We start from the raw sequence: 23,313 nt of genomic DNA on the forward strand, positions 1-23,313 counted from the left end.
GCCGGTGAACAAGGTCGAGATCGTTAGCGCACAGCTCGGTCTCACCAGCCAGTGGCAGCCGGACGGGAGCGTCCTGGTGGTCCCCGCCTACGCGTTCACGGATGCCGAAGGCGGCACCTGGTCGGTTCTCGCCGTCGAGGAATCGATGCTCGACTTCCGGGCTTTTTAGACCATCGTTCACTGCCGGTTCGTGGGCGGGGAAGGCTTCATCGAGAAGCCCGACGTGCCCGGCCGGGTCCGCCGATCAGGACAACCCGACGATCTCGCCGTTGTCGTCGATGTCGATGCGTTCGGCTGCCGGTGCGGACGAGAGACCAGGCATGGTGCGCATGTCGCCGCAGAGGGGATAGATGAACCCGGCCCCGATCGACGCACGCACCTCACGCACCGGCAGTCGCCACCCGGTGGGTGCTCCCTTGATTTTGGGGTCGGCCGACAGGGACAGGTGTGTCTTGGCGATGCACACCGGCAGGCTGCCGAAGCCTGCCCGCTCGTACTTGTCGAGTTGCCGAGCTGCCAGAGGCGAGAGGTCCAAGCCGTCGGCGCCGTACATCTCGCGCGCGATCACATCGATCTTGTCGACCAAGGGAAGTTCGTCGGGATAGAGCCGGTGGAAGCTCGACGGTTCAGCGCAGGCCTCCGCAACCGCCTCGGCCAGCTCGACCGCACCCCTGCCGCCTTCGGTGAAGTGGTAGCTGATCGCCGCGCGCACACCTTCCTCTGCCGCGACGTCCATGATCGCTTGATGCTCACTGTCGTAGTCGGTGGGAAATGCGTTCACCGCAATGACCGGCGTCACTCCGTGCCGTCGGATGTTGGCGATCTGCCGGCGCAGGTTCGCTGCCCCGGCGATGACGTCGGCGGGATTCTCGGCGAGCATCTCCGGTGGCAGCGGTCGGCCGGCGACGACCCGGTACTTGTTTGAGTGAGTTTTCAGGTCACGCACGGTCGCGACGATGACGGCGGCATCCGGCGCCAGCCCGGAGGCACGGCACTTGATATTGAAGAACTTTTCCGCGCCGATGTCTGCACCGAACCCCGCCTCGGTGATGAGGTAGTCGCCGGCATGGATGCCGATCAGATCGGCGACGACCGAGGAGTTACCGGTGGCGATGTTCCCGAACGGACCGCTGTGGACGAGCACTGGCGTCTGCTCCACGGTCTGCATCAGGTTCGGCTTGATGGCGTCCTTGAGTATCGCGGTCATGGCGCCGGCCGCCTTGAGCATCTCGGCGGTCACCGGTTCGCCGCCGCGGTTGTAGCCGACCACGATTCTTCCCATCCGTTCACGGAGATCCCGCAACGACGTGCACAGCGACAACAACGCCATCACCTCGCTGGCTGCGGAGATGTCGAAACCGGATTGGAACGGATTGCCGTCGTCAGGACCGCCGAGCCCGGTGATGATGGTGCGCAGCTCGCGATCGTTGACGTCGAGGACACGTCGCCAGGTGATCTCATGGGGGTCGAACCCGAGACGGTTTCCCTTGTGGATGTGGTTGCCGATCATCGCCGACAATAGATTGTGCGCCGCGGTAACGGCGTGCGTGTCGCCGGTCAGGTGCAGGTTCAGTGCCTCCATCGGGACCACCTGAGCGTAGCCGCCACCAGCGGCTCCGCCCTTGATGCCGAACGTCGGCCCCATCGACGGCTGCCGTATCGCGACGATACCGAGCTTGTCGATGTGCCGGAAGCCCTGACCGAGCCCGACCGCGGTGGTCGTCTTGCCCGACCCGAGTGGAGTCGGCGTGATTGCGGTGACGACGACATACTTGGCCCGTGGACGGTCACGGAGCTCATCGATCGCATCGAGGGAGATCTTCGACGCTGCACTTCCGTGCGGTTCCAGCAGGTGTGGACCGATGCCCATGTCGGCTGCAACCTCTTCAAGCGGGCGACGGGCCGCAGCGCGCGAGATAGCGAGATCCGACGGCATGGCCGTGGTGATTGATCGAGATGGCTTGAACATGGTGCCTCCTCAGCTCCTCAGCGCCTCTGGGGCCTGGTGACCCAAGCGTACTGTCAGGCCACGGGCTCGTGCCGGCGTGGCGTGGAGCAGTTCGAAGGGGGCGTGCGGTACTGCCCCGGGTCCAGTTGACTCGTTGGAGCTCGTCAGAGTCAATCAAGTCGTCATCAGTCCCCATTCAGCGAAACGTGATGAGACGACTTTCCGAGGCGCTCGGGGCAGGGGTACCGAGCTCAGCGACTAGGTCCGGCTCAGCGCTTCCTCATCGGCCGCAACATTCTTCTGCACGGCGAACTGGGTCCGGTGCAATTCCTCATACCGCCCACCCACAGCCAGCAGTTCCTCGTGCGTACCGCGCTCCACGATCGAGCCGTCCTCAACCACGAGGATCAGGTCTGCGCTGCGGATGGTGGAGAGGCGGTGTGCGATCACCATCGCCGTCCGTCCCTCGAGCGCCTCGCTGAGCGCCGCCTGCACGGCGGCCTCAGACGTCGAGTCCAGCGCCGCCGTCGCCTCGTCGAGGATGACGACGCGCGGCTGGGCGAGCAGGAGCCTCGCGATGGTCATCCGCTGGCGCTCACCCCCGGACAGCCGGTAGCCACGCTCCCCGACCATGGTGTCCAGCTGGTCCGGCAGGGACCGGATGAGCGGCTCGAGCCGCGCACGGCGGACGGCGTCCCACACCTCGTCGTCGGACGCCTCCGGCCTCGCGAGGCGCAGATTGGAGAGGATGGTCTCGTGGAACAGGTGGCCGTCCTGCGTCACCATGCCCAGGCTGTGCCGCATGGAGACGAAAGTGACATCGCGGACATCCGTCCCCGCGAGGCGCACGGCGCCGCTGTCGACGTCATACAGGTGCGAGAGGAGCTGCGCAATCGTGGACTTGCCGGCACCGGACGTGCCAACGAGGGCAACGGTCTGCCCCGGCTCGATCCTGAAGGACACGCCGTGCAGCACCTCCTCGCCGCCGCGGGTGTCCAGCGTGGAAACCTCCTCGAGAGAGGCGAGGGACACTTTGTCCGCGGACGGGTAGGCGAAGCGGACGTTGTCGAACTCGACGGCCACTGGGCCTTCGGGGATGGGGACGGCGTCGGGCTTCTCCTTGATGAGCGGTTCGAGGTCCAGCACCTCGAAGACGCGCTCGAAGCTGACCACCGCGCTCATGATCTCCACCCGTGCGTTTGCGAGGCTGGTGAGCGGCGCGTAGAGGCGGGTGAGGAGGAGCGCCAGGGTGACCACCTCACCGGTATTCAGCTGGCCGGCGAGTGCGAGGAAGCCGCCGAGCCCATACACGAGCGCGAGGGCGAGAGCGGAGACGAGCATCAGGGCGGTGAAAAAGACGAACTGCAGCATCGCGGTCCGGACCCCGATGTCTCGGACACGGGCGGCGCGGACGCGGAACTCTTCGGCCTCCTCGTCAGGACGGCCGAACAGCTTGACGAGGGTGGCGCCGGGCGCGGAGAAGCGCTCGGTCATCTGCGTGCTCATGGCGGAATTGTGATCGGCGGCCTCGCGGCGCAGTGCGGCGAGGCGGCTGCCCATGCGGCGCGCGGGTACCAGGAAGATGGGGAGCATGATCACGGCGAGAACCGTCACGAGCCAGGACGTGCTGAGCATGACGATCAGGGTGAGGATCAGCGCCACGAGGTTCGTGACCACGCCGGACAGCGTGCCGCTAAAGGCCTGCTGAGCGCCGATCACATCGTTGTTGAGGCGGCTCACGAGGGCGCCCGTCCGCGTGCGGGTGAAGAACGCGATCGGCATCTTCTGCACGTGGTTGAAGACGGCGGTGCGGAGGTCCAGGATCACGCCTTCGCCGATCCGCGCCGAGTACCAGCGCGTCACGAGTGACACGGCGGCGTCGGCCACGGCCACGAGGGCGATGACGACGGCGAGCCAAACGATCGTGGTGACCTCGCCCTGGGCGACGATGACGTCGACCACCTGGCCGGCGAGTACCGGCGTCGCGACCGCGAGGAAAGCTCCCACGATGGAGAGGGCGATGAAGATCAGCAGCTTGGACCGGTAGGGCACCGCGAACGTCATGATCCGCCGCACGGACTCACGGGAGAAGCCGTGCTTGCCGTCCCTGGCGGTCGAGATCTTGTGCAGCGAGCTCCAGGCCGCGCCTTCCATGCTCATTGAGGTTCCTTCCGTGGGTACCAATCTCAGTTTAGATGGCGACTTGCCCGAGCTTGGCGACGCTGCTGCCGAGGTGACGCGCGGTGCGCCGGTCAGGACCGCGACGGGTCCGCGGTCATTCCACGACTGTGCGCCGGCTCCGAGGTAAAAGCCAAGACGGTTGTCGTCGTGGTCGCTGGACGTGGTGGTGTTCCAGCCGGGGAGCGGCCCGAGACTGACCCAATGCATGCCGTGCAGTGCGGCGAGGAGGGAGAGGTACTGCCGCGGCCGGAGACCCTGTGGGACCGATTCCTGGCGGACTATCCGGGGCCGCAGGGCATTTCCAGTTCCTGGTTGAGCCTGGACGCCATCGTGCGTCAGGTGCAGACGGTTCGGGACGCTGCCGCCGAGCTGGACGTCATCGTGTCGGGGGACCCGGCCGCTGATCTGCTCGCCCCGTGGCGGGTGGCCCGCCGTGCGGTTGTCTACGCACGGACAGGTCTGGATCTGGCTCGACTCGGCTTCGCCGAGACCACGCCGGAGAACGCCACCCTCGAATACGTCGTTCCGACTGACCCCACGATCTGGTCGACCGCCCGGGCGTGGACGTCAATGGTGTCCGGCTGGACGGCCGACCCGGTTCTCGTGGCGTGGGACGGCCAGCGGACGGGGGGGGGGGGGGGGGCCGACGCGGTCGAGAGAATCCGGCGAACGGTTCTGGACGGCTTACTTCCATGAACCTCCAGTGTCCACCCACGTGCCAGGNGCCAGGCGCCCCGGCGGATTCGCGAGCCGATCGTCGAAGCGAGGGCAAATGTGTCCACAGTCAATCCAGGCCGATGTTGTCCCTGCAGGCCGATCCTGCCGGTGCAGGCCAGACCCTCAGGCACGGGTTGCATCGAGTGCGCGCTAGAATATGATGCACAAGTCATATTGGAAATAAGGAGGAGACGATTGTGGCAGCTTCATCTACTCTCGTCCGCGCCGCTCGCCGGAGCAAACACCTCACTCAGGCGAGACTCGCAGAGCTAACCGGCATTGACCAGGCCAGCGTCTCCCATCATGAGCGTGGACGGGATGCTGCCTACAGTACGGTCGATCGGCTGCTCGCCGGCGCCGGACACCGCCTGTATGCCGCTCCCACGCGTCGTGATGACGCTGCCAGCGCCGCAGAGGCGATCAGAGAGTATCTTCGAGCGAAGGATACAGACCGCGCGCTCCGGGCTTTGCTTCAGTTGAACGATAATCTCATCGCCGAACACGGACTCGTTCGAGGAATCCTTGGGCTAACAGAGCCGGAACTCACCGGCGATCATATGTGGGATGCCGCCATCGCGGCTCTCGTGGCATGGCGGCTGAATCAAGAGAACATCCCGCTGCCTGGATGGGTCAACAACCCCGATCGCGCACTGACCGAACCTGTCGTGTTCCGGGTCGACCCGGCCGACCCCGCGCCCGAACGTGATGACGTGCCGAACGAGTTCGCCGAACGCGGCGTTCTTGCATGGGCAGATACCTTCGCGAGCGTCTGATGTCGGGCACCGCGCTGGACCGCAACGCGATCATCATCGGCCTCCGTGATCTCGTCGCCGAGCTTCGTAATTCGGGTGAGGTGGCCGGCATCCGGCTCGTGGGCGGTGCGGCACTCGCCTTGTGCTACTTCGATCGGGGGACCACGCAGGACCTGGATGTCCTTCACGTCCGCCCCGGCTCGGACGATTCCGTCGCTGCCGCCGCCGAACGAGTCGCACTGAAGCATGGGTGGGACGCGAAGTGGCTGAACTTCGAGGTCACGAAGGCCGACGCCGTCCCGACCCTCGTCCGCGTCGTCGAGTGGGAGACAATTTACGATGAGGACGGCATCGTTTGACTAAAGCTCTCGTTGACGTCGGCTTCGAGTCCGCCGGTGAAAGCCCAGAGGGCCATCAGCACCGGTGGACCCGCGGCGATGCCACCATCGACGTCCTCATCGCAGAGCACGTCGGTGAGAAGGCCGCAGCACGACGAGGAGTCACAGGAGGCACCCCCCTGGAAGCCCGAGGATCCAACCAAGCAATCGACCGGGCTGAGCTGGTCACCGTCAACCATGATGAACGCCAGGCCCAGATCTGGCGGCCGAACCTTTTTGGGCTGACGCTGGGGCTTCGACCTGAGGATGCCTGATCGCACGCCATCAGAGCCTGCTGGGGCGGTTCTCAAGATGATGTTAGCGTCGAAGTCGCCGATACCGTCAGGAGTTCCAATGACCGACGCCCTACCCGTCACTTTCACTGCAGGCGATGCTGGCCAGTGGAGTATTGATCACATCATCGCGGTGACCGGTGACGGGCTCCCCGCCGCCGCGCGTCTGCTGATTCGTGAAGGAGCGGCAGAGGATGAATCATGGTTGTCGGGGTCATCGGCCACGGATGCCCCGGGGTGGACCCTGCGCGGCACCGTTAGTCATCAGCGTTACACGACCGCTGCCGAACTGGCCGAGCTGACGGCGCGGTCACCGGCTCTGGGCCGACCCGGCGCGACCGTCGCCTCCTTTATCCCCATTACCAAGTCAAAGGAGTGGTGGGAACTGGCCCAAGACGAACGCCGGCAGATTTTCGAGGAAACCAGTCACCACATCCGACGTTCCATGAACTCGCTGCCAGCTGTGGCCCGGCGGCTCCATCACAGCCGTGATGGGGGTGGGCCGTTCGATTTTTTGACCTGGTTTGAGTACGCGCCCGAAAGTGTCGCGGATTTCGACGAGCTGCTCGATGAGTTGCGGAGCACCGAGGAATGGATCTTCGTCGAACGCGAGGTCGAGGTGCGCTTGTCGTTCGGTTCGCAGTGACGAGCGCCCCGATGCCGGTCAGTTAACCGCAGATGATGAGCAACGGGCGAGAATGTCCCTCCGGTTCTGGCCTTGGCGTGGTGTCCGGTGGCTGGGGCGTTGGTGGGTCGCTAGTTGCTCCGGGACGGTCCCAGTTCTGGAGCCGGCGGGGCTGCGGGCGGTGAGGCCACCCACCCGGACACAAAGTCATCGTCGTAGAGGGATTCCCAGCCGGGGTTCTTCGCTATGGGTATGTATGTCTCGGCGTGGGCGTTGAGCCAGTCGCCACCCCGCCCCCGGTTGTCGGCGATCTCGAGGGCGTACTCAAGCGCTCGGGAAGAGGGACGAATCTCAGCGTCGATATCGTCGGTGAGACCACGATCATGGATGTATCGAAGGGACAATGCGGCGCCTCCAATGAAGTAGACACCGGTGCTCAAACCGTCTCCCTGCAGACGTTGGATAAGGTCCCGGAGGTCACGTCCCGTATTCGAAGGCCTGAGCGTTGCGCCTGTTTTTCGCTGTGTCGAAGGACACGGAAGGCTGGCTGCAGATCTTGTCGGCGAAGTCGGGCACGTCTTCTCCGTCGACCGCGGGGCGGGCCTTGTCCGTCACGGTCTTGAGCAGTTCCCGCAGTGGACAGGTCTTGGTGGGGCTGGGGCCCAGGGCAGGGCAGCGCAGCACGACGCGGCCTTTCGCGTCGGGTTTCTCTCTGACGTGGAGTTGTCGATGATGTTGCCCAAGAGTTCCTTGGTCGCGTTTTGAAGCGGCTCAGGAGTGGCGGGGCAGTAGGTTCCGCCTTCTTTGTAGAAGGCGCCGTGGTCTCCACCTTGGGCGCCCAAGTGGTCGACGCGGTAGTCAGTGGATGGCGTGAATCCTTCGCTGAGCGCATCGTCATGGAGGCGGTCCGTCGTGGAGTTCGCCCAGTACTGCGTGTCGGCGTCTCCAACTCCAGGCGCCAACCCGAGGGCTTTGGTCGCCCTCATCAAGGAGACGGCTTCTTCGGCGACGCGGGCGTTGGGCAGGCTCATCGTTGCAGCGACGGCCAGTCCGGGAAGCCGGTGCTGCCCGGGGGTTTGGGAGTCGACGCGGACGACGATATTGATTTCCCGGCCCCACCGGAACTTTGCGAGTCCGGCTTTCTTGTTTGGAGTAGTGCTGTCGGTTTCCCCTGTGGGCGCGTCGATGCGTTCACCGGTCGTGACGTGCCAGCCGGCGAAGGCATCGACCGGACCAGGCTTGAGGGTACTCTGGCATCGCCCAGTCCGCTTGAACGTGGCGTGGAGGGATCGAGGCGTTCCAGGTCTCGCTCCAGCGCGGCGGACAACGCAGTCGTGAAGGTCGTCAGCACAATTCGTGGCGTCGGCTTCTCCGAGGCAAGGGCGTGAGCTCGATGAATGAGCACAACCGTCTTCCCTGTCCCGGCGCCACCGGAGAGGCGGAAGGCATTGTTGCAGGCCTTCGTAGCGAACACCCGCCAGGCGCCGAAGTCGCCTCCTTCGATCACGCGCCTTAGCTCCTCGTCGTTTTCGATGAGTGCGAACTGCATGGGTGCCGAGCTACCAGCCGTACATTCATCCACCGAATTGCTCGAGGCGCGACAACATTCCACCGCGGATGCGCCACTCTATCTGTCCTGTGGCATCAAGATGCGGCCATCGGGGTCCTGCTACGCATGTGAGAACCGCGGGAGTACGAGTGGTTGCAGCTGAACCGTTCCGCGGAGGGCGTTGAGGTCATTGTTCGACAGTGGCAGCTTCGGTGGCACCAGGTGGGGTGGGTTCCCTTCAAACGGAACCGTTGCACCGCTCAGTGCCGATGGTCGCGAGAGCAGTGAGAGCGTGCGTAGCTGCTTCCTCTGAACTTGCGGGGCCGATTAGCCCGAGTAGCCGCCGCCTGTAGTCCTCGCCGAGTAACAGGCTGAAGAGTGCTTCGGCGCTTGAGGAGACTTCCTGACCCCATTCGGCCTGCATGAGGTCAGCGAGACGAGTGATGTGACGCAGGTCACCGTTCTCATAGAGGATTCTGGCCAACTCTGGGAATCTGAGCGACTCTGCGATCACCAGGCGGTGCAGCCCGATCATCTCGGCCGAGTGCAAGCGGAGGACGATTCGCGTCGCGAGCGACGCCAAGGTGTCGTGCGCCGGGATATCTCCGCTGACCGTAGCAGCCAGACGTCGTTGCATCTCGGTGAATACCCCGGCTTTGTTGCCGCAATAGCTGTAGAGAGTGCGCTTGGTGACGCGGGCTGCGGCGGCGAGCTGATCCATCGTGGTGTTGCCGAACCCGTGCTCGAGGAAGACCGGCAGCGCGGCCTCCAGAATCTGGGTGCGACGTTCCACACGCTCGATTTGGGTCGGTCGACCACGTTTGCGAACAGGGTGCGTGGTGTGCAGCGACTCCATGGTTGGCCCTTCTGCGCTCCGGATCTATGAATCGACGGTACTACGGCGATATAATGACACTAGTTCGTATCATTTGATAGTAGACACCCTCCACCCCACAAGGGGAGAGGAAAAGGAGTTCTCCGATGACCGCTCACACGCGGATGCCGCGGAAACCGACCGCGCGCAAACCCGCCCCGACCGTGGAACCACCAGCATCCCCGGCCCCCACCCCGTCGAGCACGCACGCCGGCCCTCCGGCGCCCGGCGGCGACCAGTTGGTCGAGTTCTACCGCAGGATGATGCTCATCCGACGATTTGAGGAGCGCGCGGCCCGCGCATACACTCAGGCGCTCGTTGGCGGCTACTGCCACCTCAACCTCGGAGAGGAAGCGGCGGTCGTTGGCCTGATGGCGGCGCTGGAGCCCACCGACTACCTCTTTACCAACTACCGCGAGCACGGCTACGCGATCGCCCGCGGCATTGACCCGAACCGGGTGATGGCTGAGCTCTTCGGCCGTGTTAACGGGGTCTCTAAGGGGTGGGGTGGATCGATGCACATGTTCGACATGGAGAAACGAATGCTCGGCGGCTACGGTATCGTCGGCGGCCAGCTTCCGCTGGCCACGGGTGCGGCTCTTGCTATCGACTACCGCGACGGCCAGGAGATCGTGCTCTGCACCATGGGCGACGGCACGACCAACATCGGCGCCTTCCATGAATCGCTCAACATTGCGGCGCTCTGGAACCTGCCGATCGTCTATGTCGTGATCAACAACCGCCTCGGCATGGCGACGACGGTCGATAAGGCCTCGGCGGAGCCGGAACTCTACAAGCGAGCATCCGCGTACCGGATGGCCTCGGAGCGCGTCGACGGGCTCGACCCGCTGGCCGTGTTCGAGGCGGCACAGCGTGCCGTGGTTTCCGCCCGGGCCGGCAAGCCGTTCCTGCTCGAGGTGATGACCGAGAGGCTGCGTGGGCATTCCGTGGTTGACCCGGCGAAGTACCGCACCGCCGAGGAGATGAGCCTGGTCAAGGAACGCGATCCCGTTCCAGCCTTCGCCGCACGGCTCCTCTCCGACGGGCTGCTCGATCACGAGGCCCTCATCGCCATCGACGAGCAGGCAACGGCCCGCGCGAGCGAGGCCGCGGCGTTCGCCGAGAACAGCTCGTTCCCCGACGTGTCGACGCTGTTCGACTACACCTACGCCACCCCGGTGCCCAACGACTCTCGCCGGCTGCCCGGCGAACCGCTCTACAAACCGGCACCTCTGCCCGAGCTAGGAACAAACCCATGAGCATCATGACTTACCGCCAAGCGCTGCACGACACGATCCGCGAGGAGATGCGGCGTGACGAAAACGTGTTCCTGATGGGCGAGGAGATCGGTCTCTTCGAGGGCGCATACAAGATCACGGCAGGCATGCTCGACGAGTTCGGAGAAAAGCGTGTGCGCGACACCGCGATCGCCGAGGAGGGCTTCACGGGCGCTGCGATCGGCGCGGCCATGCTCGGGTTGCGACCCGTGGTCGAGATCATGACGATCAACTTCTCCCTTCTTGCCCTCGACCAGATTGTCAACCACGCGGCCAAGATCTATGGCATGTTCGGCGGCCAGGCCAGGGTGCCCCTGGTTATTCGTACCCCGGGCGGTGGCGGGCAGCAGCTCGGCGCAACGCACTCTCAGAATATCGAGCTGTACTACGCCTTCGTGCCCGGCATGAAAGTCGTCGCCCCCAGCACGCCCGCGGACGCCAAGGCGCTCATGCTCGCCGCGATCCGAGACGATGACCCCGTACTATTCCTCGAAAACCTGTCCCTCTACAACACCAAGGGCGAGGTACCCGACGGCGATACCCCCGCGGTGATCGGTAAAGCCGCTGTTACCCGGCCTGGGCGTGACCTCACCCTCATCGGCTATTCACGGATGGCGTGGGTCGCCGCCCAGGTTGCCGAGCAGCTGGCGCACTCCGAGGGTCTCGATATCGAGGTGATCGACCTGCGCAGCCTGCGCCCCCTCGACCGCGAGACGATCGTGGAATCGGTCAAGAAGACCCATGCGGCCGTCGTGCTCGAAGATGACTGGCTCACCTACGGTATCGGCGCCGAAATCGCCGCGACTATCTCCGATGGAGCCTTCGACTACCTGGACGCGCCTGTGCGGCGGGTGGCGATGGCGGAGGTTCCCCTTCCCTACTCAAAACCACTGGAGACGGCCGCGTTGCCGTCAGCGGATGACGTCATCGGCGCCATCCGCCAGACTCTCGACGCCGTCGGCCACCGCCGCAACCCGATGGGTAACAACTCATGATCGAAATCACCATGCCCCGCCTCTCCGACACTATGGAAGAAGGCGCTATCGCGATCTGGCACAAGCAACCAGGCGACAGAGTCGAGATCGGCGACCTGCTCGTCGAGATCGAGACCGACAAAGCAACCATGGAATTCGAGGCCTACGAGGCCGGCACTCTGGTCAAACAACTCGTGCCCGAGGGCGAGCAGGCCACGATCGGAACGCCGATTGCTTTACTCGACGATGGCAAGCAGGTAGCCCCGGCCACGGCCATCGCCGCGGTCGCCGCTCCCGCGGCCTCTGAACCCGCAGCCGTGCCGACTGCTCCCGAATCCCAGCCGATTCCGTCGACGACTGCGGTACAGGACGACGGCCCGCGATTGTTCGCATCTCCGCTCGTGCGCAAGCTGGCCCGTGAGAACAATCTCGACCTCAGCCAGTTGCGTGGCACCGGTCCCGGCGGCCGTATCATCCGTTCCGATACCGACGAACTGCTCGCCCACCCGGCTGCCGTGACTGCCGGCGCTGGCGAGCCAACCGCGCGCGACGAGGCACCCGGAGTGGCCGGTGCAACACCGCCGGCACCGGCCGGAGCGCCCGGCCCATCGGCCGAGCCCGTTCCGCCCGTCGATGACAAGCGCGGCTCCGACGCGGTTCCGCTCAGTAATATGCGCCGCGTCATCGCCCGACGCTTGGGAGAGAGCGCCCGGAACATTCCGCACTTCTATGTCACGGCGGTCGCCGATGCCGAGAACCTCGTTAACCTGCGCACCGAATTGAACGCGCAGCTCGTCGAAGCGGGCCGGCCGAAGATCAGCGTCAACGACCTACTGATTCGGGCCAGTGCGCTTGCATTGCGGGAGCATCCGCTAGTCAACGCGTCTTACATTGATGACGCCAGCGGCGAGATGCTTGTGCACAATCGGGTCAACGTCGGTGTGGCGGTTGCGTCCGAGAATGGGCTCGTCGTTCCCGTGATTGAGAACGCAGACCAGAAGACAGTCAGCCAGCTCGGAGCCGAGACCCGTCACCTTGTGTCGCTGGCGAATGCGAAGAAGCTCACTCCCGACCAGATGTCCGGTGGCACCTTCACGATCAGCAACCTCGGTATGTTCGGGGCCGAGCAGTTCACGGCGATCATCAATCCGCCCGAAGGCGCAATTCTCGCGGTCGGCGGCACGGCACGGGAGGCCGTCGTCGTTGGCGACGAGATTCTCCCGCGACACCGGATGCGTTACACGCTGTCCGCGGACCATCGCATCATCGACGGCGCCCTCGCCGCGCAGTTTCTACAAACGTTGACTCGTCTGATTGAGAACCCGTGGACGATCATTGCATGACCGGTAACTATCCAGACCGACAAGGAAGGAGGTGACGATATGCAAAAGGTTTCGTTGGCGGCACTCGCCCGGATTGAGCTGGAACTGGCGGTCCGCGCCCCGAGCGGGCGGAGCGCCAGAACGGTGTTCGGAGGTTACGAGCATCAGCTTCGGCAGACTTTGATGGCGTTACGCGCCGGAGAGAGTCTCTCGGAGCACGAGAATCCGGGAGAGGCGACTCTGCACGTGCTGGAGGGACGGGTGCTTCTGCGAGCGGGGGAAACATCATGGAATGGTTCGGCGGACGATCTGATGACCATCCCGGATGGGTTGCATTCGGTGGACGCCTTGAGGACAGCGTGATCTTGCTTACTGTTGTCAAGAGACGGACACCTCAGGAAACGGTCGAGTCAAGCGCTAGCCGACCGAGCCGAGTCCCGTGGACAGGAAAGACCAGATAGGCGGGATGTCGTGGACCAGTGGCTTATATGGCGTTTCACCGAGTACTGACGATCGGTCACTCCACTCGTGATTTTGATGAAGTACTCGCGATGCTGCGTTCGAATGGGGTGACCGAACTGGTTGACGTGCGTTCGTTTCCGTCATCTCGAAAATTTCCGCAGTGGAACCAAAGCGCGATCAAAGACGCGCTACCCGCACATGTCGGGTACCGATGGATCCGGGAACTCGGCGGCCGCAGGCACACGCCGGCTGGTGTGACGAGTCCGAACACCGCGTGGCGGGTCAAGGCGTTCCGTGACTACGCCGACTACATGGCGACCGAGGAGTTCAGTTCCGGGCTTGCTGAATTGCTTCGGATCGCGAACGAGTCGGTGCCCGCGATCATGTGCAGCGAGGCCGTGCCGTGGCGGTGTCACCGGCGCCTGATCACCGACGCGCTCATCGTCGCGGGGTTGGAGGTATTCGACATAATGTCAATCACGTCGACCCGGCGCGCAAGTTTGACCGCGTTCGCGCGGGTGCAAGACGGAGAGATCAGCTATCCCGGATCGGGAGGAGAGTGAACATGGACGTGGCAGCGGAAGTTCGCACAGTCGTAGTGGCGCTCCCTACGGGTTGCGTCGCAACCTACGGTGAGATCAAGCGTGCACTCGGAATCGGCCCCCGGCAGGCAGACGACCGCGTTGATCTGGCCACGATTCACGCCGTGGGCACGGATGGTCATTAGTGAACGAGTTTGACGCGGTTAGACAATCCCTGGTCGACGACGAGGGCAATGCCACCATGCGGCAGCAAGGGTGGCAGCCCCTGTATACCGCGTCTGCCAACGCCAGGATCGTGGTGATTGGGCAGGCACCCGGGCGCAGGGCGCAGTCGAGCGGTGTGCCGTGGGACGATGCTAGCGGGAAGAATCTGATCGATTGGCTCGGTGTCACTGAGGAACAATTCCGAAATCCGAATCTGTTCTCCTTACTCCCGATGGATTTCTACTACCCAGGGGCGGGCCGTAGCGGAGATCTACCACCTCGGAAGGGTTTCGCCGATCGGTGGCATCCACCGCTGCTCGCACTGATGCCCGACATCCGGCTGACCCTTCTGATCGGCCGGTACGCACAGATGCGCTATCTGCCGTCGGCACGGCACGACACACTCACAGATACGGTGCGCAACTATCGGCGATTCATGCCGCAGCAGTTTCCGCTCGTGCACCCGTCGCCCTTGAATTTCCGGTGGAAGACGAAGAACCCGTGGTTCGCCACCGATGTGCTCCCAGAGCTGCGCACGCACGTCCGCGCCGCGCTCGACTATACGGTCACGCGCGAGCTGTCGACGCAGTCTGGAAGGAACCCCGAGCACCCCGACAGGGAATGTGAGAATCGATGAAGCGAACGCATCACGTTTGCTTCAGTGCGCCGTCTTTGTGTATGGCGGTGTGATCTTGGCGCTGTCGCTCTAGCCACGGGGTGGCAACCCGTGTAAAAGCTCGGTGAAGACGTCGTCGGCATCATCCCACGTGGCGAGCGGGCCGGCTTGACCAGCCCATAGTGACACGAGGTCACCGATGTTGCGGCGGCTTGCGGCGGTGCGGAACTGCCCGGTGAGCCAGTTCTGCACGGGGAAGGGCGCGATGTGTGTGGTGTCGGAATCAATGGTGCGGATGGCGCGGTTGGGTATTCCTCGAGCGAGCCGGCCGCTCATCGACCGGGTGAGGACTGTGCCGTGTGCCGGCGTGGACGTGATCGCCAACCGGTGCGCCTCGGTGGCGGCCGACTGGCGGGCGCAGAGAAACGCGGTGCCGACCTGGACGCCTGCGGCGCCGAGCGCGTGTGCGGCGGCCACCCCTCGACGGTCCGCGATGCCGCCTGCTGCGATGACTGGGACGATAACAGCGTCGACGACCTGAGGTACCAGTGCGAATGTGCCCACGAGTGAGTCTTCGGCGGCGTCGATGAAGGACACACGGTGGCCGGCAGCCTCCGCCCCGGAGGCGATTACGGCATCAACGCCGCCGCGCTCCAACGCGATCGCTTCATCGACGGTTGTTGCGGTGCCGAGGATGACGATTCCGTAGCGGTGGGCGGCATCGACGATTTCGGCCGGCGGAACCCCGTAGACGAAACTGACCACCGCCGGGCGTGCTGTGAGAACCGCATCGATCTGCTCCGAAAACGATGGTAGGTATCGGTCCGGTCGTTGCGGTGGTTCGATGTCGAGTTCGACGAAGAGAGGTTTAAGGGCGTCGAGCGCTGCTGAGAATTCGGCGTGTGAGTCGGCGGGGGAGGGTTCGCCGGGAAGAGGCAGCCAGAGGTTCACGGCGAATGGGCTCGCTGTCAGGTGGCGCAGCTCCTGGATGGTCGAGAAGATGCGCTCTCCGCTGTACCCATAAAGTCCGTAAGACCCAAGACCACCCCGGTCGCTCACGAGACTGGTGAGTTGGATTGACGACAGGCCACCGAACGCGCCGAGAACGATCGGTGCTTGCACGCCGAGTAACTGAGTAAGTTTCTGTGTCACGGTTTCTCCCCTGGACGGATGCCGATCGTCAGATCCGGTGAGACCCTTCCATCGCTGAGTCGGCAGTTGAACGATACAACCCTCACTGCACCTTCTGCCGCGGCGGCAGCGATGCGTTCCTTACGTTTTACCTTGGGAGGAGTAACTTCTCTGCAATGGCTGGCTGCCGGCAAACGGATCGTTCCCAACGAGGAGCGCGGGCATCGCCTGGTCCTGCGGAGTCCCGGATGGAGAAGCACTGGACCCTCGGTTTCCTCGACGGTGCGGTTTCGTATGCCGACCTGCAACGACGCTTCGGCTCGTGAGCTCTGAGGCAAGCCGCTGCCCAACAGCAAGCCTCTCGTTTTGGACACGACACCCTGCGGGGTCGAAAACCGTGTCGAGCATGGGCGACTGGGTCCTGCGGTAAACCCACGGGGAGACAGCGTCCCGCCTCGTCACTCACTGCGCTATTTCCTGCACGGATGTCTGCAACCGGCATCATCACGAGTTGGACAGGGCGGCGCGCCATGCGAGCCGCCCTGTTTCCAGGTGCGCGACGTCGTTGTGTGCCCCGCCCCATCCGCCGCTCGCTACATCATCGATGATCAGGTCGGCATCGATGTTGTAAACGGTTCCTGCGGACAGGCGCGTGCTGGTCGTCACCTCGGCGATCGTCAGATTCTTCGCGCCTGCTCCCTGAAGTCCGAACGTTCCGACAGCGCCCCACTTGGGCACTGTGCCGCCTTCGCCCAGCACGAGGTGGTCCGCTCCGCCGGGCATCCATGCTGCGACCCGGACCCCTGCGGGATAGAACCTCCCGAGCGCATAGTCCCACTTGCTCTGCGACGTGACGATCGGCCCGTCGACGAAGCGCCGGTCGCGCAGCATCCGAAACCGACCTGGCCTACCCGTTCCGTACGCGTCGTCCGCGAACGCCCACAGCGATAGAGCGCCCTGCATGAGCACCATCGAGCGAACGGGATGCGGCGGCGGGGTCCCGTCGCCGAGCACAGCCCCCGAAACTACGATGCATCCGAAGCTGTGGCCCATGACGTGCACTCGTGCATGGTCACCCGCCGCTCGCTGCAGGTCGCGCAAGAGCGGCGCGACGCCGGCTGTGCCGACGGTGAACGCGCGCTGCTTCATCTTCCAGAACGAGAGTTGGCGCAGCGCCAGGAGGGGAAGTCCGAGGAGGGCTCCGCCGCCGAGCACTTTCCCTTCACCGGCGATCACCGCCGCGAGAGCGGTGTCCTCGTCATCGTCACTGGGCAGCGGCGGCTCCTCTAGGTTGATCGCACGCTCGAGGTCGCGCAGCGCCTTGCGCGCGGGGGCGGATTTTTCTAGACGGATGGCCGCGGCCTCGGCGTCGATGATGGTCTTCAGTGCGCGACGCGTCGTCGCCGTGTCTCCGAGCAGGTCGGCGTAGGCGTCGACAGCTTCGGCCACGGATGCCGGAAGTGAGGTGTCGTCGGGGTCGTTCTTGTCGTCGCCGGAGAGCGTCTTGCCCTCTGAGTCGCGCTCGACGCGCGTGGGCGCGAGGGCGAGACTCGGCCAGTGCACGCCCACGACGAACGGGCGGAACTCGCGGGACGTCTTCGCCGGCATCGCGTCGAGAAACGCGTCCACCCACAGGTCGTACTGTCGCAGGGCTGCATCCCAGTCCCCGTGCCAGCCGTGGCTCATGACGAACACGTCAGTCGCGTTCGAGGCGCGCAGCGCTTCGAGCACCGCGTCGCTCGCAAGGTCTCCGGAGTCCGGTTTCTCGTTGCCATGCTTGTCGAATTCGATGAGCCAATACTCGATCTTGCGACCGTCGACCTGCGTGCGTACTAGCGGCATGGCCCCTCCTTCGGTGTGCGTCGGGTTACAGCGGGTCAGTCAGTCAGGAGTGCCGGGGCGAGGTACGTGTCGCTCGCCCCGTGCAAGCCGTAGGCAAGCCCGAGCGCATTGCCCTCCTCGATCATCGCGAGGCGCAGATCAAGCAGCGCGACGCCTACCGGCACGCCCGAGAGGATGGAAGCGAACAGCCGCCGGGCGAACTCGTCGGCGAAGAAGGTGGCGATCTCACACTCGGTTCCGATTACGGTGCGCGCACCGCGGTCGAGGAAGTAGTTGGGGAAGTTCACGGTGTACTGGGGCGAGAGCTCGGCCGACCGGCAGGCGTTCACGAACACGAGCGGCCCCTGCTTGAGCTGCGAGTTCGTCCCTGCGTTGAAGGTCAGCTCACCCACGGTGACAGGTTCCTCGGTGAGCTGCAGCCACGACGCATCTGGGAGGGGATGGCCGGACGTGCTCGCGCCCGCCCCCGCGTGGCAGAGGAAGTAGAGCACCTGGTACCGGGAGCGCGATCCAAGGGAGGTCATCAGTTCGGCGTTCTTGGTGCGGTCCTTCACCGTGATGCCGGGCGACCGCTCTTTCGCCTTCGACCAGAACCCCCGCTGGTTCCGAACAGCGGGGATCTTCTGCTCGTCATCGATTCGTGGGTCGAAGTGCAGCGCGACCGAAAGCCCGTTCTCGACGGTGATTGGCGCTGCGTGGCGAGGAAGGTTCACCACGAGCTCTTCGATAACATGCCGCAGGCCCAGGAACCGATCCCACCGCGGCTTCCCCTTGAGCGATGGAGTGAGGTAGAGGGCGTGCCAGGGCACTCCGTACCCGTCGACGACGAACTGGATGCGCTGGGGCGGACCCGCGGCGCCCAGTCGCGAGACGAGCAGATCGCCGATCGCTGCGGCGCGGGTGTTGTCCTTGCGCAGGTAGAAGAGCTTGCGCAGCAGCAGTCCGCCGGCCTCCGCGAGTCTTTCGAGTGTGGCGTCGGAGGACTTTTGATCGATGTGGATGCTTGTTTGATACGCACCGTCGTGCGACAGGCTGAGCAGCACGTCGCGCACGTGCAGGACAGCGGCGTCGAGCTCGAAGCGCGACACGTCGAGCTCGGCCTCCATAGCAACGTCACCCGAGACGACGCAGCGGAATCTGCCGTTCATGTCGATGAACGACAGGGCGAGGAACCGCGAGCTGTCGACCTGCAGAGCATCCATCGCCCGCCCGATGCTCGCGGCCGGGATCAGCGCGGTGGACTCCGGTGCGTCGCCCGAAGTCGTGGCCGCGACATCGACAATGAACGACACCTGGGACACGATGCTTCCCATTCGAAGCAGCGTTGCGGTCAGATGGGCAGGACCCTTTTCGCGCGGGGTCACCTCGAAGACGGCAGGTCGCTCGCTCGTGCCGTCTCTGCGCATCACCAGAGGCTGGAGCCGCTGCTCCTCGTCGATGTCGATGTCGGTGGAAGTGAGCTGCACGATCATGGGGAGTCGGTTCTTGCCTGGCGGGAACACCACCGAGAACTCGCCCTCGTCGGGCGCGCCGTCGGCGGCAGGGACGCCAAAGTCGACAACGACCTCGACCGGCGTCTCCACGGTCGGCGCGCCCTCAACCCGAGCCTCAAGCGCGGCCAAGACGGTCTCCTCCTTCGCCGAGCCGGATCCCGGCGCGCTGCCTGCAGAGGGAGCCTCAGTCGCTCCGGTCACAGTTGCCTCCGGGCGGGCGTGCATCGAGGGCCCCGCCGTCTCGCTCGCCGGGCCGGCCGGCGTCTTGGCCTTCTTCGCCTTCTTCGGGCGCGCGGGGCGAGGAGCCGCGGCGGGCCTGCCGATCCGTGGGGGAAGCCTGAGGATCAGTCCGTCTAGGGGAGACCCGTCGAGTCCTGGCGTCACTGCGCCCGAAATGAGCGGCCCCGTTGGGAGATTGGGCGCACGGAACTTCTCGTTCGGCTGCAGAAGCCAGGAGCGCACCCCGGATTTCAGCACGACCGTGTCAGGGCCGGGCGACGCCTCCAGGAGTGCAATGCGCAACTCTTCGTCATCATCTAGCGCCTCCAGCAGTGCTTCGATGAGCTCCTGCTGGCCACGCGACTTGCGTGGTGCCGAGCGGTACGTCGTGAGAGCATCGCCGAGTCGCGCATGTGAGTAGATCAGGCGCGAGTCCATTTCACCGAGGCGTCCCAGCATAGACTCGGTGTGCGCAAACAATCCGTCGCAGGTCGTCACGCTCGCTCCTTGCTCCCTGGATTCACAATGGCCCGGTCTGCGGCGCGTGTCCAGAGCTTCTGTACGTCCCTCTTCACACGCGCCTGGGTACCTCTCAGAGGCACCTTCCCCGTTAATGGCTGCGATCAGCGGAATGAGCCCTTCCTTCTACGCGCAGAGGATGACCCAGAATCTTCGCGTCGACTGGTCGGTTGACAGCGACAACGTGGAAGCCGAGAAGCCGCGAAGCGAAATCCGGAAGAAGCACCAGGCTGAGTCCAGATCGACGCGTGTGCCTACGAGGAAACCTGCTGCGCGAAAGGTACGCGCAAACTAGACCGCGGTCGCCTCAGTGCCGCAGCTACGCCTCCGCCGTTGAGTCCGGACGGCCTTCAACCGGAACCGACACATACGTGCGAAGCCGCGCTGCAATGGGGAGGAAAATCGCCAGGCCTGTGGAGGAAATTGCGTTCTGCAGGTGCCTGCGATCCGCATCCTCCGAGTTTCGCGAACGGCCCACCAAATGTCCCGGAAACTCATGGGTTTCCGGGACTTTTTTGGTTAAGAGATTTGATCGTGTCATCACTACGTCATCACTTTCACCCTTTCGGAGCAGCTGAGCCGGCCCTGTCGTCCGAGGTGCTGAGGTCCGTTTCGATCCCTCCCGATCGCCCAGGATCGTCGTGCACACCTACTGGGTATGAGCACTCACAACGACAACCCAACCTCTCCTCCCACCGACGAATGGGGGCTGGAGCCCCTGATGGACGTTGCCGAGCTGGCGTCCTACCTGGGCATCCCGATCTCCACGGTCTACGACTGGCGGGTGCACGGCAAAGGCCCCACGGCCTACCGGTTCGGCAAACACCTTAAGTTCGCCATCTCCGACGTGCGGGCCTGGATCGCCCAGCAGCGCGAACCCACCAGCGAGCCCAGGCGCACCGATCGGCGGTGAGCTGAGATGCCCCGGGAACGGTTGATCATCGGCACGTTTGGCGACATCAGCACCCGAAAGTCGCCGGCCGGCCGGTACCTGGCGCGCACCCGTTACCGCGACTGGGACGGCCACGCCCGGCTGGTGCAGGCCAGCGGCGTCACCGCCAAGGCCGCCGATCGGGCGCTGAAGGCCAAGCTCGCTGACCGGGACCTGTTCCAACCCGCCGACACAACCCTGACCCCGGACAGCCTGTTCAGCGACCTGGTGACCTACTGGCTGGAGGACATCGACCTCGAGGACCGGATCTCCCGGACCACCCGGAACTTGTACGAGCGCAACATGCGCACCCTCGTCTCACCGGCGTTCGACAACCTCGCGCTGCGGGAGATCGGCGTGGCCCGGTGCGACAAGTTCATCAAGCAGCTCGCGAAAATCTCCTACAGTCGCGCCAAGCAGGCCCGGGTTGTCCTGCGGCTGGCATTGGAGTTGGCGGTGCGGCATGAGGTCCTGCCGAGCAACCCGATGGAGCACGTGTCCCGCCTGTACCGCGAGCCTCACATCCCGAATGCGCTCATGGCGCCCGAGGTGAATGTGACCCGCGCGGCGATCGCGCAGTGGGAGAGCGCCGCCGACCACACATCCGGGCCCAAGCCCGACGGCCAGCTCGGCGCGATCATTGAGGTAATGCTCGGCACCTCAGCCCGGATCGGTGAGGTGCTGGCCATTCGCCGCCGGGACCTCGACATCACCAGCCCAGTGCCCTCCATTCGCATCGCTTGCACCATCGTCAGCCGCAAGGGTGAGTAAACCTTCCGGCAGGATCACCCCAAAACCGCCAAGTCCACTCGCGTTGTCGCCCTGCCTACCTTCACCGCCGATGCAGTCCGCCGGCGGCTTGCCAAGGTCGGGAGCATGGGCCTGGATTCACTGCTGTTCCAGTCCCGGGACGGCACCCCGCTGACAACGGCGAACGTGCGCCGCCAGTTGCGACAGGTGCTCGAGGGGACCGGGATCAACGGGGTGACCCCGCACATGTTCCGCCGCTTGGAAGCGAATCTGTGGCCCGAGCGCCGCAGCTTTCCTCATCGGCAGTTCGCGATGGATGCCAACTCGTCACGGTGCCGCCGCGGTGGCGGCACCGTGTCATCTGGGCGTTTGCCGCTTCGCAGTGAATCCTCGCTTCGGGCCGCCGCGGTCATCAGCCGGCGTTGGCAAGGGATGATCGCTGATCACGGTGGTGCCGCGGCGGCCGCACCGTCCCATCTGGAGTTTTACCGTAAGCCCGAGAATCAGGTTCGTCGATGCAACGTGCAGCCCCGCTCAGAATTTCGTCCATTTTGCGCCGAGGATTGAGCGTTCGCAATCACCCATCCGCGAAAGCGGAAGGACATACGTAACTCCTTTTGAGCCCAAGGTGACGCCACCTGGACACTGCCTAAAGCCATGACAGGTCGGGCAAGCCCCGCGAAAGCAGCGGTCGGTGACAAGCCGGTCTTCGCCTATATCTCTGGCCTGCCGCAGCCGCAGCGCGGCATCGCCGAAGCGGTCGATGAGCTGGCGGCCAGGACACTGCCCGGCCTTCAGCGCTCCGTGAAGTGGGGCATGGCGTACTACGGCGTCGGCGACGGGTGGTGCTTCAGCTGCGGTGGCTTCGCTGACCACGTCACGCTCATGTTCATCAACGGCGCGGCGCTCGAGCCGGTACCGCCGGTGACACCCGTGGGGATGGGCAAGGCAACGCGGGGTGTGGAACTCGAGTCCGTGAACGACTAGACGAACGCCAGACCGCGGCGTGGATGAAAGAGGTCGCGTCCATGCCGGGTGTTGGTGGTAGAAAACGGTGAGCTCGAGCTCCTACAAAATTCAAGGGCTAATCGCGCCCGGTCTCGGTTGCGATTCTTGAGTTGTGAGTGGGATCTCGGTTGTTCAGCGTGTCTTGCGGCGCTTTCACGCGCGCCGGATCGTCTCGACTGCTGGGTGTCTTGCCCTCTGGGCCGGCCGGCAGGTGGGAACCGGTACCTCAGGGATTAGGTCAGCACGTGTTTGAAAAGCGCTGGGTGCTCATCATTAGCTGGGTCCAAAGACGTCGCCTCGTCCAAACTGAACCGGCTTGAAGCGTCGTGTTCATCGGGCGCCGCATTGACGATGTTGCCGACCCACCCGTTGACCCTCCACGCCTCCAGGAGGGCGTCAGCTGTTCGACGCGTTAGCAAAGCGTTTCCATCAGGTGGAGTGATCTCCACGCCCAATTCTGCTCGACGTTCTCTCACGAGAGCCTGTCGACTACTCTCGCCTGGTTTGACGTGACCTCCCGGCAGGTCCCAGACATCGGGGAACCACGCTTTCGATGGTGATCGGTGTACGAGGAAAACGTGCCCCGGGCGTACGAGCAATCCGCACGACACATGATGCGTCATGTGTTCATCCATGGCACGAGCCAACGGACAGCCCATCCGTTGAGATCACAGGACCGCCGCTCAGGAGCGGAACGTCTACATGGC

25 protein-coding genes are annotated in these 23,313 nt (G+C 64.4%); 14 read left to right on the top strand and 11 right to left on the bottom strand.

The window, feature by feature from the left end; translation table 11 throughout:
• Positions 1 to 244: 244 nt before the first annotated feature.
• Both E3O62_RS01585 and E3O62_RS01590 read right to left on the bottom strand, forming a co-directional pair.
• Complete coding sequence (locus tag E3O62_RS01585; RefSeq protein WP_198413743.1) at positions 245 to 1,969, bottom strand: formate--tetrahydrofolate ligase; 1,725 nt, start codon at positions 1,967 to 1,969, stop codon at positions 245 to 247.
• A gap of 237 nt (positions 1,970 to 2,206) precedes the next feature.
• On the bottom strand, positions 2,207 to 4,108 hold the full coding sequence (locus E3O62_RS01590) for an ABC transporter ATP-binding protein (protein ID WP_134397317.1): 1,902 nt from the start codon (positions 4,106 to 4,108) through the stop codon (positions 2,207 to 2,209).
• Positions 4,109 to 4,330: 222 nt separating this feature from the next.
• Here E3O62_RS01590 and E3O62_RS01595 point away from each other — a divergent pair, with 222 nt between their 5' ends.
• From E3O62_RS01595 to E3O62_RS01605, 3 genes are all read left to right on the top strand, one after another.
• A complete protein-coding gene (locus E3O62_RS01595) occupies positions 4,331 to 4,825 on the top strand; it encodes a hypothetical protein (RefSeq protein WP_134397318.1) in 495 nt (164 codons plus the stop codon).
• Positions 4,826 to 5,043: 218 nt separating this feature from the next.
• Entirely contained in the window at positions 5,044 to 5,619 is a 576-nt protein-coding gene (locus E3O62_RS01600) for a helix-turn-helix domain-containing protein (protein ID WP_198413744.1), read from the top strand.
• Positions 5,592 to 5,957, top strand: coding sequence for a hypothetical protein (locus tag E3O62_RS01605; RefSeq protein WP_134397320.1), 366 nt, complete (start codon positions 5,592 to 5,594; stop codon positions 5,955 to 5,957). The genes E3O62_RS01600 and E3O62_RS01605 overlap by 28 nt, the downstream gene beginning before the upstream one ends.
• On the opposite strand, the gene E3O62_RS01610 is transcribed toward E3O62_RS01605, so the two are convergent.
• Positions 5,933 to 6,175: a hypothetical protein gene (locus E3O62_RS01610; protein ID WP_134397321.1), complete on the bottom strand. Its 243-nt coding sequence runs from the start codon at positions 6,173 to 6,175 to the stop codon at positions 5,933 to 5,935. The two genes, E3O62_RS01605 and E3O62_RS01610, sit on opposite strands and share 25 nt — an antisense overlap.
• A 154-nt stretch (positions 6,176 to 6,329) precedes the next feature.
• Between E3O62_RS01610 and E3O62_RS01615 the strand changes: the two genes are divergently transcribed.
• A complete protein-coding gene (locus tag E3O62_RS01615; protein WP_134397322.1) occupies positions 6,330 to 6,914 on the top strand; it encodes a chlorite dismutase family protein in 585 nt (194 codons plus the stop codon).
• A gap of 110 nt (positions 6,915 to 7,024) precedes the next feature.
• Here the strand turns inward: E3O62_RS01615 and E3O62_RS01620 are convergent, their stop codons facing one another.
• The 4 genes from E3O62_RS01620 to E3O62_RS01635 form a co-directional block, all read right to left on the bottom strand.
• A complete protein-coding gene (locus E3O62_RS01620; protein WP_134397323.1) occupies positions 7,025 to 7,333 on the bottom strand; it encodes a hypothetical protein in 309 nt (102 codons plus the stop codon).
• 37 nt (positions 7,334 to 7,370) lie between these two features.
• Positions 7,371 to 7,577 carry a hypothetical protein gene (locus tag E3O62_RS01625; RefSeq protein ID WP_134397324.1) on the bottom strand — a complete coding sequence of 69 codons (207 nt, stop codon included), beginning with the start codon at positions 7,575 to 7,577 and terminating at the stop codon, positions 7,371 to 7,373.
• A gap of 343 nt (positions 7,578 to 7,920) precedes the next feature.
• Entirely contained in the window at positions 7,921 to 8,442 is a 522-nt protein-coding gene (locus E3O62_RS01630; RefSeq protein WP_134397325.1) for a UvrD-helicase domain-containing protein, read from the bottom strand.
• Between the two features lie 238 nt (positions 8,443 to 8,680).
• The gene (locus E3O62_RS01635) at positions 8,681 to 9,298 is read right to left on the bottom strand and encodes a TetR/AcrR family transcriptional regulator (RefSeq protein WP_134397326.1); all 618 of its coding nucleotides are present in this window, start codon (positions 9,296 to 9,298) and stop codon (positions 8,681 to 8,683) included.
• A 125-nt stretch (positions 9,299 to 9,423) separates the two neighbouring features.
• Between E3O62_RS01635 and pdhA the strand changes: the two genes are divergently transcribed.
• The 6 genes from pdhA (at position 9,424) to E3O62_RS01670 (ending at position 14,734) form a co-directional block, all read left to right on the top strand.
• Positions 9,424 to 10,575, top strand: coding sequence for a pyruvate dehydrogenase (acetyl-transferring) E1 component subunit alpha (gene pdhA, locus E3O62_RS01640; protein ID WP_134397327.1), 1,152 nt, complete (start codon positions 9,424 to 9,426; stop codon positions 10,573 to 10,575).
• Positions 10,572 to 11,588 carry an alpha-ketoacid dehydrogenase subunit beta gene (locus E3O62_RS01645; RefSeq protein ID WP_134397328.1) on the top strand — a complete coding sequence of 339 codons (1,017 nt, stop codon included), beginning with the start codon at positions 10,572 to 10,574 and terminating at the stop codon, positions 11,586 to 11,588. The genes pdhA and E3O62_RS01645 overlap by 4 nt, the downstream gene beginning before the upstream one ends.
• Entirely contained in the window at positions 11,585 to 12,910 is a 1,326-nt protein-coding gene (locus E3O62_RS01650) for a dihydrolipoamide acetyltransferase family protein (RefSeq protein WP_174720096.1), read from the top strand. Before E3O62_RS01645 ends, E3O62_RS01650 begins: the two co-directional genes overlap by 4 nt.
• Before the next feature lie 39 nt (positions 12,911 to 12,949).
• Complete coding sequence (locus tag E3O62_RS01655; RefSeq protein ID WP_370448875.1) at positions 12,950 to 13,252, top strand: LuxR family transcriptional regulator; 303 nt, start codon at positions 12,950 to 12,952, stop codon at positions 13,250 to 13,252.
• 125 nt (positions 13,253 to 13,377) lie between these two features.
• Positions 13,378 to 13,914 (top strand): DUF488 family protein, encoded by a 537-nt coding sequence (locus tag E3O62_RS01660; protein ID WP_134394840.1) that lies wholly within the window; start codon positions 13,378 to 13,380, stop codon positions 13,912 to 13,914.
• Between the two features lie 163 nt (positions 13,915 to 14,077).
• The gene (locus E3O62_RS01670; protein WP_241973252.1) at positions 14,078 to 14,734 is read left to right on the top strand and encodes a uracil-DNA glycosylase family protein; all 657 of its coding nucleotides are present in this window, start codon (positions 14,078 to 14,080) and stop codon (positions 14,732 to 14,734) included.
• A 69-nt stretch (positions 14,735 to 14,803) separates the two neighbouring features.
• Here E3O62_RS01670 and E3O62_RS01675 read toward each other — a convergent pair whose 3' ends face one another.
• The 3 genes from E3O62_RS01675 to E3O62_RS01685 form a co-directional block, all read right to left on the bottom strand.
• A complete protein-coding gene (locus E3O62_RS01675; RefSeq protein ID WP_134397329.1) occupies positions 14,804 to 15,865 on the bottom strand; it encodes a DUF561 domain-containing protein in 1,062 nt (353 codons plus the stop codon).
• A gap of 483 nt (positions 15,866 to 16,348) precedes the next feature.
• Entirely contained in the window at positions 16,349 to 17,686 is a 1,338-nt protein-coding gene (locus tag E3O62_RS01680; RefSeq protein ID WP_134397330.1) for a hypothetical protein, read from the bottom strand.
• A 35-nt stretch (positions 17,687 to 17,721) separates the two neighbouring features.
• On the bottom strand, positions 17,722 to 19,857 hold the full coding sequence (locus E3O62_RS01685) for a CHAT domain-containing protein (protein WP_134397331.1): 2,136 nt from the start codon (positions 19,855 to 19,857) through the stop codon (positions 17,722 to 17,724).
• 781 nt (positions 19,858 to 20,638) lie between these two features.
• Here E3O62_RS01685 and E3O62_RS01690 point away from each other — a divergent pair.
• From E3O62_RS01690 to E3O62_RS01700, 4 genes are all read left to right on the top strand, one after another.
• Positions 20,639 to 20,830: a helix-turn-helix domain-containing protein gene (locus tag E3O62_RS01690; RefSeq protein ID WP_134397332.1), complete on the top strand. Its 192-nt coding sequence runs from the start codon at positions 20,639 to 20,641 to the stop codon at positions 20,828 to 20,830.
• A 6-nt stretch (positions 20,831 to 20,836) separates the two neighbouring features.
• Positions 20,837 to 21,619, top strand: a complete 783-nt coding sequence (locus tag E3O62_RS16945; protein ID WP_241973253.1) for an N-terminal phage integrase SAM-like domain-containing protein — start codon at positions 20,837 to 20,839, stop codon at positions 21,617 to 21,619.
• A 105-nt stretch (positions 21,620 to 21,724) separates the two neighbouring features.
• Entirely contained in the window at positions 21,725 to 22,165 is a 441-nt protein-coding gene (locus tag E3O62_RS16950; protein WP_241973254.1) for a hypothetical protein, read from the top strand.
• A gap of 90 nt (positions 22,166 to 22,255) precedes the next feature.
• Positions 22,256 to 22,585, top strand: a complete 330-nt coding sequence (locus tag E3O62_RS01700) for a DUF1801 domain-containing protein (RefSeq protein ID WP_241973255.1) — start codon at positions 22,256 to 22,258, stop codon at positions 22,583 to 22,585.
• Between the two features lie 254 nt (positions 22,586 to 22,839).
• On the opposite strand, the gene E3O62_RS01705 is transcribed toward E3O62_RS01700, so the two are convergent.
• Entirely contained in the window at positions 22,840 to 23,265 is a 426-nt protein-coding gene (locus E3O62_RS01705; RefSeq protein WP_134397333.1) for an NUDIX domain-containing protein, read from the bottom strand.
• Between the last annotated feature and the right edge of the window lie 48 nt (positions 23,266 to 23,313).

The sequence above is a fragment of the Cryobacterium sp. TMT2-15-1 genome (genome assembly GCF_004402345.1).
Taxonomy (GTDB): Bacteria; Actinomycetota; Actinomycetes; order Actinomycetales; family Microbacteriaceae; genus Cryobacterium; species Cryobacterium sandaracinum.

Bases quoted from the DNA above. Each gene is read 5' to 3' on its own strand.
- E3O62_RS01585 (WP_198413743.1), bottom strand. From the start codon at position 1,969: ATGTTCAAGCCATCTCGATCAATCACCACGGCCATGCCGTCGGATCTC.
- E3O62_RS01590 (WP_134397317.1), bottom strand. From the start codon at position 4,108: ATGAGCATGGAAGGCGCGGCCTGGAGCTCGCTGCACAAGATCTCGACC.
- E3O62_RS01595 (WP_134397318.1), top strand. From the start codon at position 4,331: ATGCATGCCGTGCAGTGCGGCGAGGAGGGAGAGGTACTGCCGCGGCCG.
- E3O62_RS01605 (WP_134397320.1), top strand. From the start codon at position 5,592: ATGGGCAGATACCTTCGCGAGCGTCTGATGTCGGGCACCGCGCTGGAC.
- E3O62_RS01610 (WP_134397321.1), bottom strand. From the start codon at position 6,175: ATGGTTGACGGTGACCAGCTCAGCCCGGTCGATTGCTTGGTTGGATCC.
- E3O62_RS01615 (WP_134397322.1), top strand. From the start codon at position 6,330: ATGACCGACGCCCTACCCGTCACTTTCACTGCAGGCGATGCTGGCCAG.
- E3O62_RS01630 (WP_134397325.1), bottom strand. From the start codon at position 8,442: ATGCAGTTCGCACTCATCGAAAACGACGAGGAGCTAAGGCGCGTGATC.
- E3O62_RS01635 (WP_134397326.1), bottom strand. From the start codon at position 9,298: ATGGAGTCGCTGCACACCACGCACCCTGTTCGCAAACGTGGTCGACCG.
- pdhA (WP_134397327.1), top strand. From the start codon at position 9,424: ATGACCGCTCACACGCGGATGCCGCGGAAACCGACCGCGCGCAAACCC.
- E3O62_RS01645 (WP_134397328.1), top strand. From the start codon at position 10,572: ATGAGCATCATGACTTACCGCCAAGCGCTGCACGACACGATCCGCGAG.
- E3O62_RS01650 (WP_174720096.1), top strand. From the start codon at position 11,585: ATGATCGAAATCACCATGCCCCGCCTCTCCGACACTATGGAAGAAGGC.
- E3O62_RS01655 (WP_370448875.1), top strand. From the start codon at position 12,950: ATGCAAAAGGTTTCGTTGGCGGCACTCGCCCGGATTGAGCTGGAACTG.
- E3O62_RS01660 (WP_134394840.1), top strand. From the start codon at position 13,378: ATGGCGTTTCACCGAGTACTGACGATCGGTCACTCCACTCGTGATTTT.
- E3O62_RS01680 (WP_134397330.1), bottom strand. From the start codon at position 17,686: ATGCCGCTAGTACGCACGCAGGTCGACGGTCGCAAGATCGAGTATTGG.
- E3O62_RS01685 (WP_134397331.1), bottom strand. From the start codon at position 19,857: ATGCTGGGACGCCTCGGTGAAATGGACTCGCGCCTGATCTACTCACAT.
- E3O62_RS01690 (WP_134397332.1), top strand. From the start codon at position 20,639: ATGGACGTTGCCGAGCTGGCGTCCTACCTGGGCATCCCGATCTCCACG.
- E3O62_RS16945 (WP_241973253.1), top strand. From the start codon at position 20,837: ATGCCCCGGGAACGGTTGATCATCGGCACGTTTGGCGACATCAGCACC.
- E3O62_RS16950 (WP_241973254.1), top strand. From the start codon at position 21,725: ATGGGCCTGGATTCACTGCTGTTCCAGTCCCGGGACGGCACCCCGCTG.
- E3O62_RS01700 (WP_241973255.1), top strand. From the start codon at position 22,256: ATGACAGGTCGGGCAAGCCCCGCGAAAGCAGCGGTCGGTGACAAGCCG.
- E3O62_RS01705 (WP_134397333.1), bottom strand. From the start codon at position 23,265: ATGGGCTGTCCGTTGGCTCGTGCCATGGATGAACACATGACGCATCAT.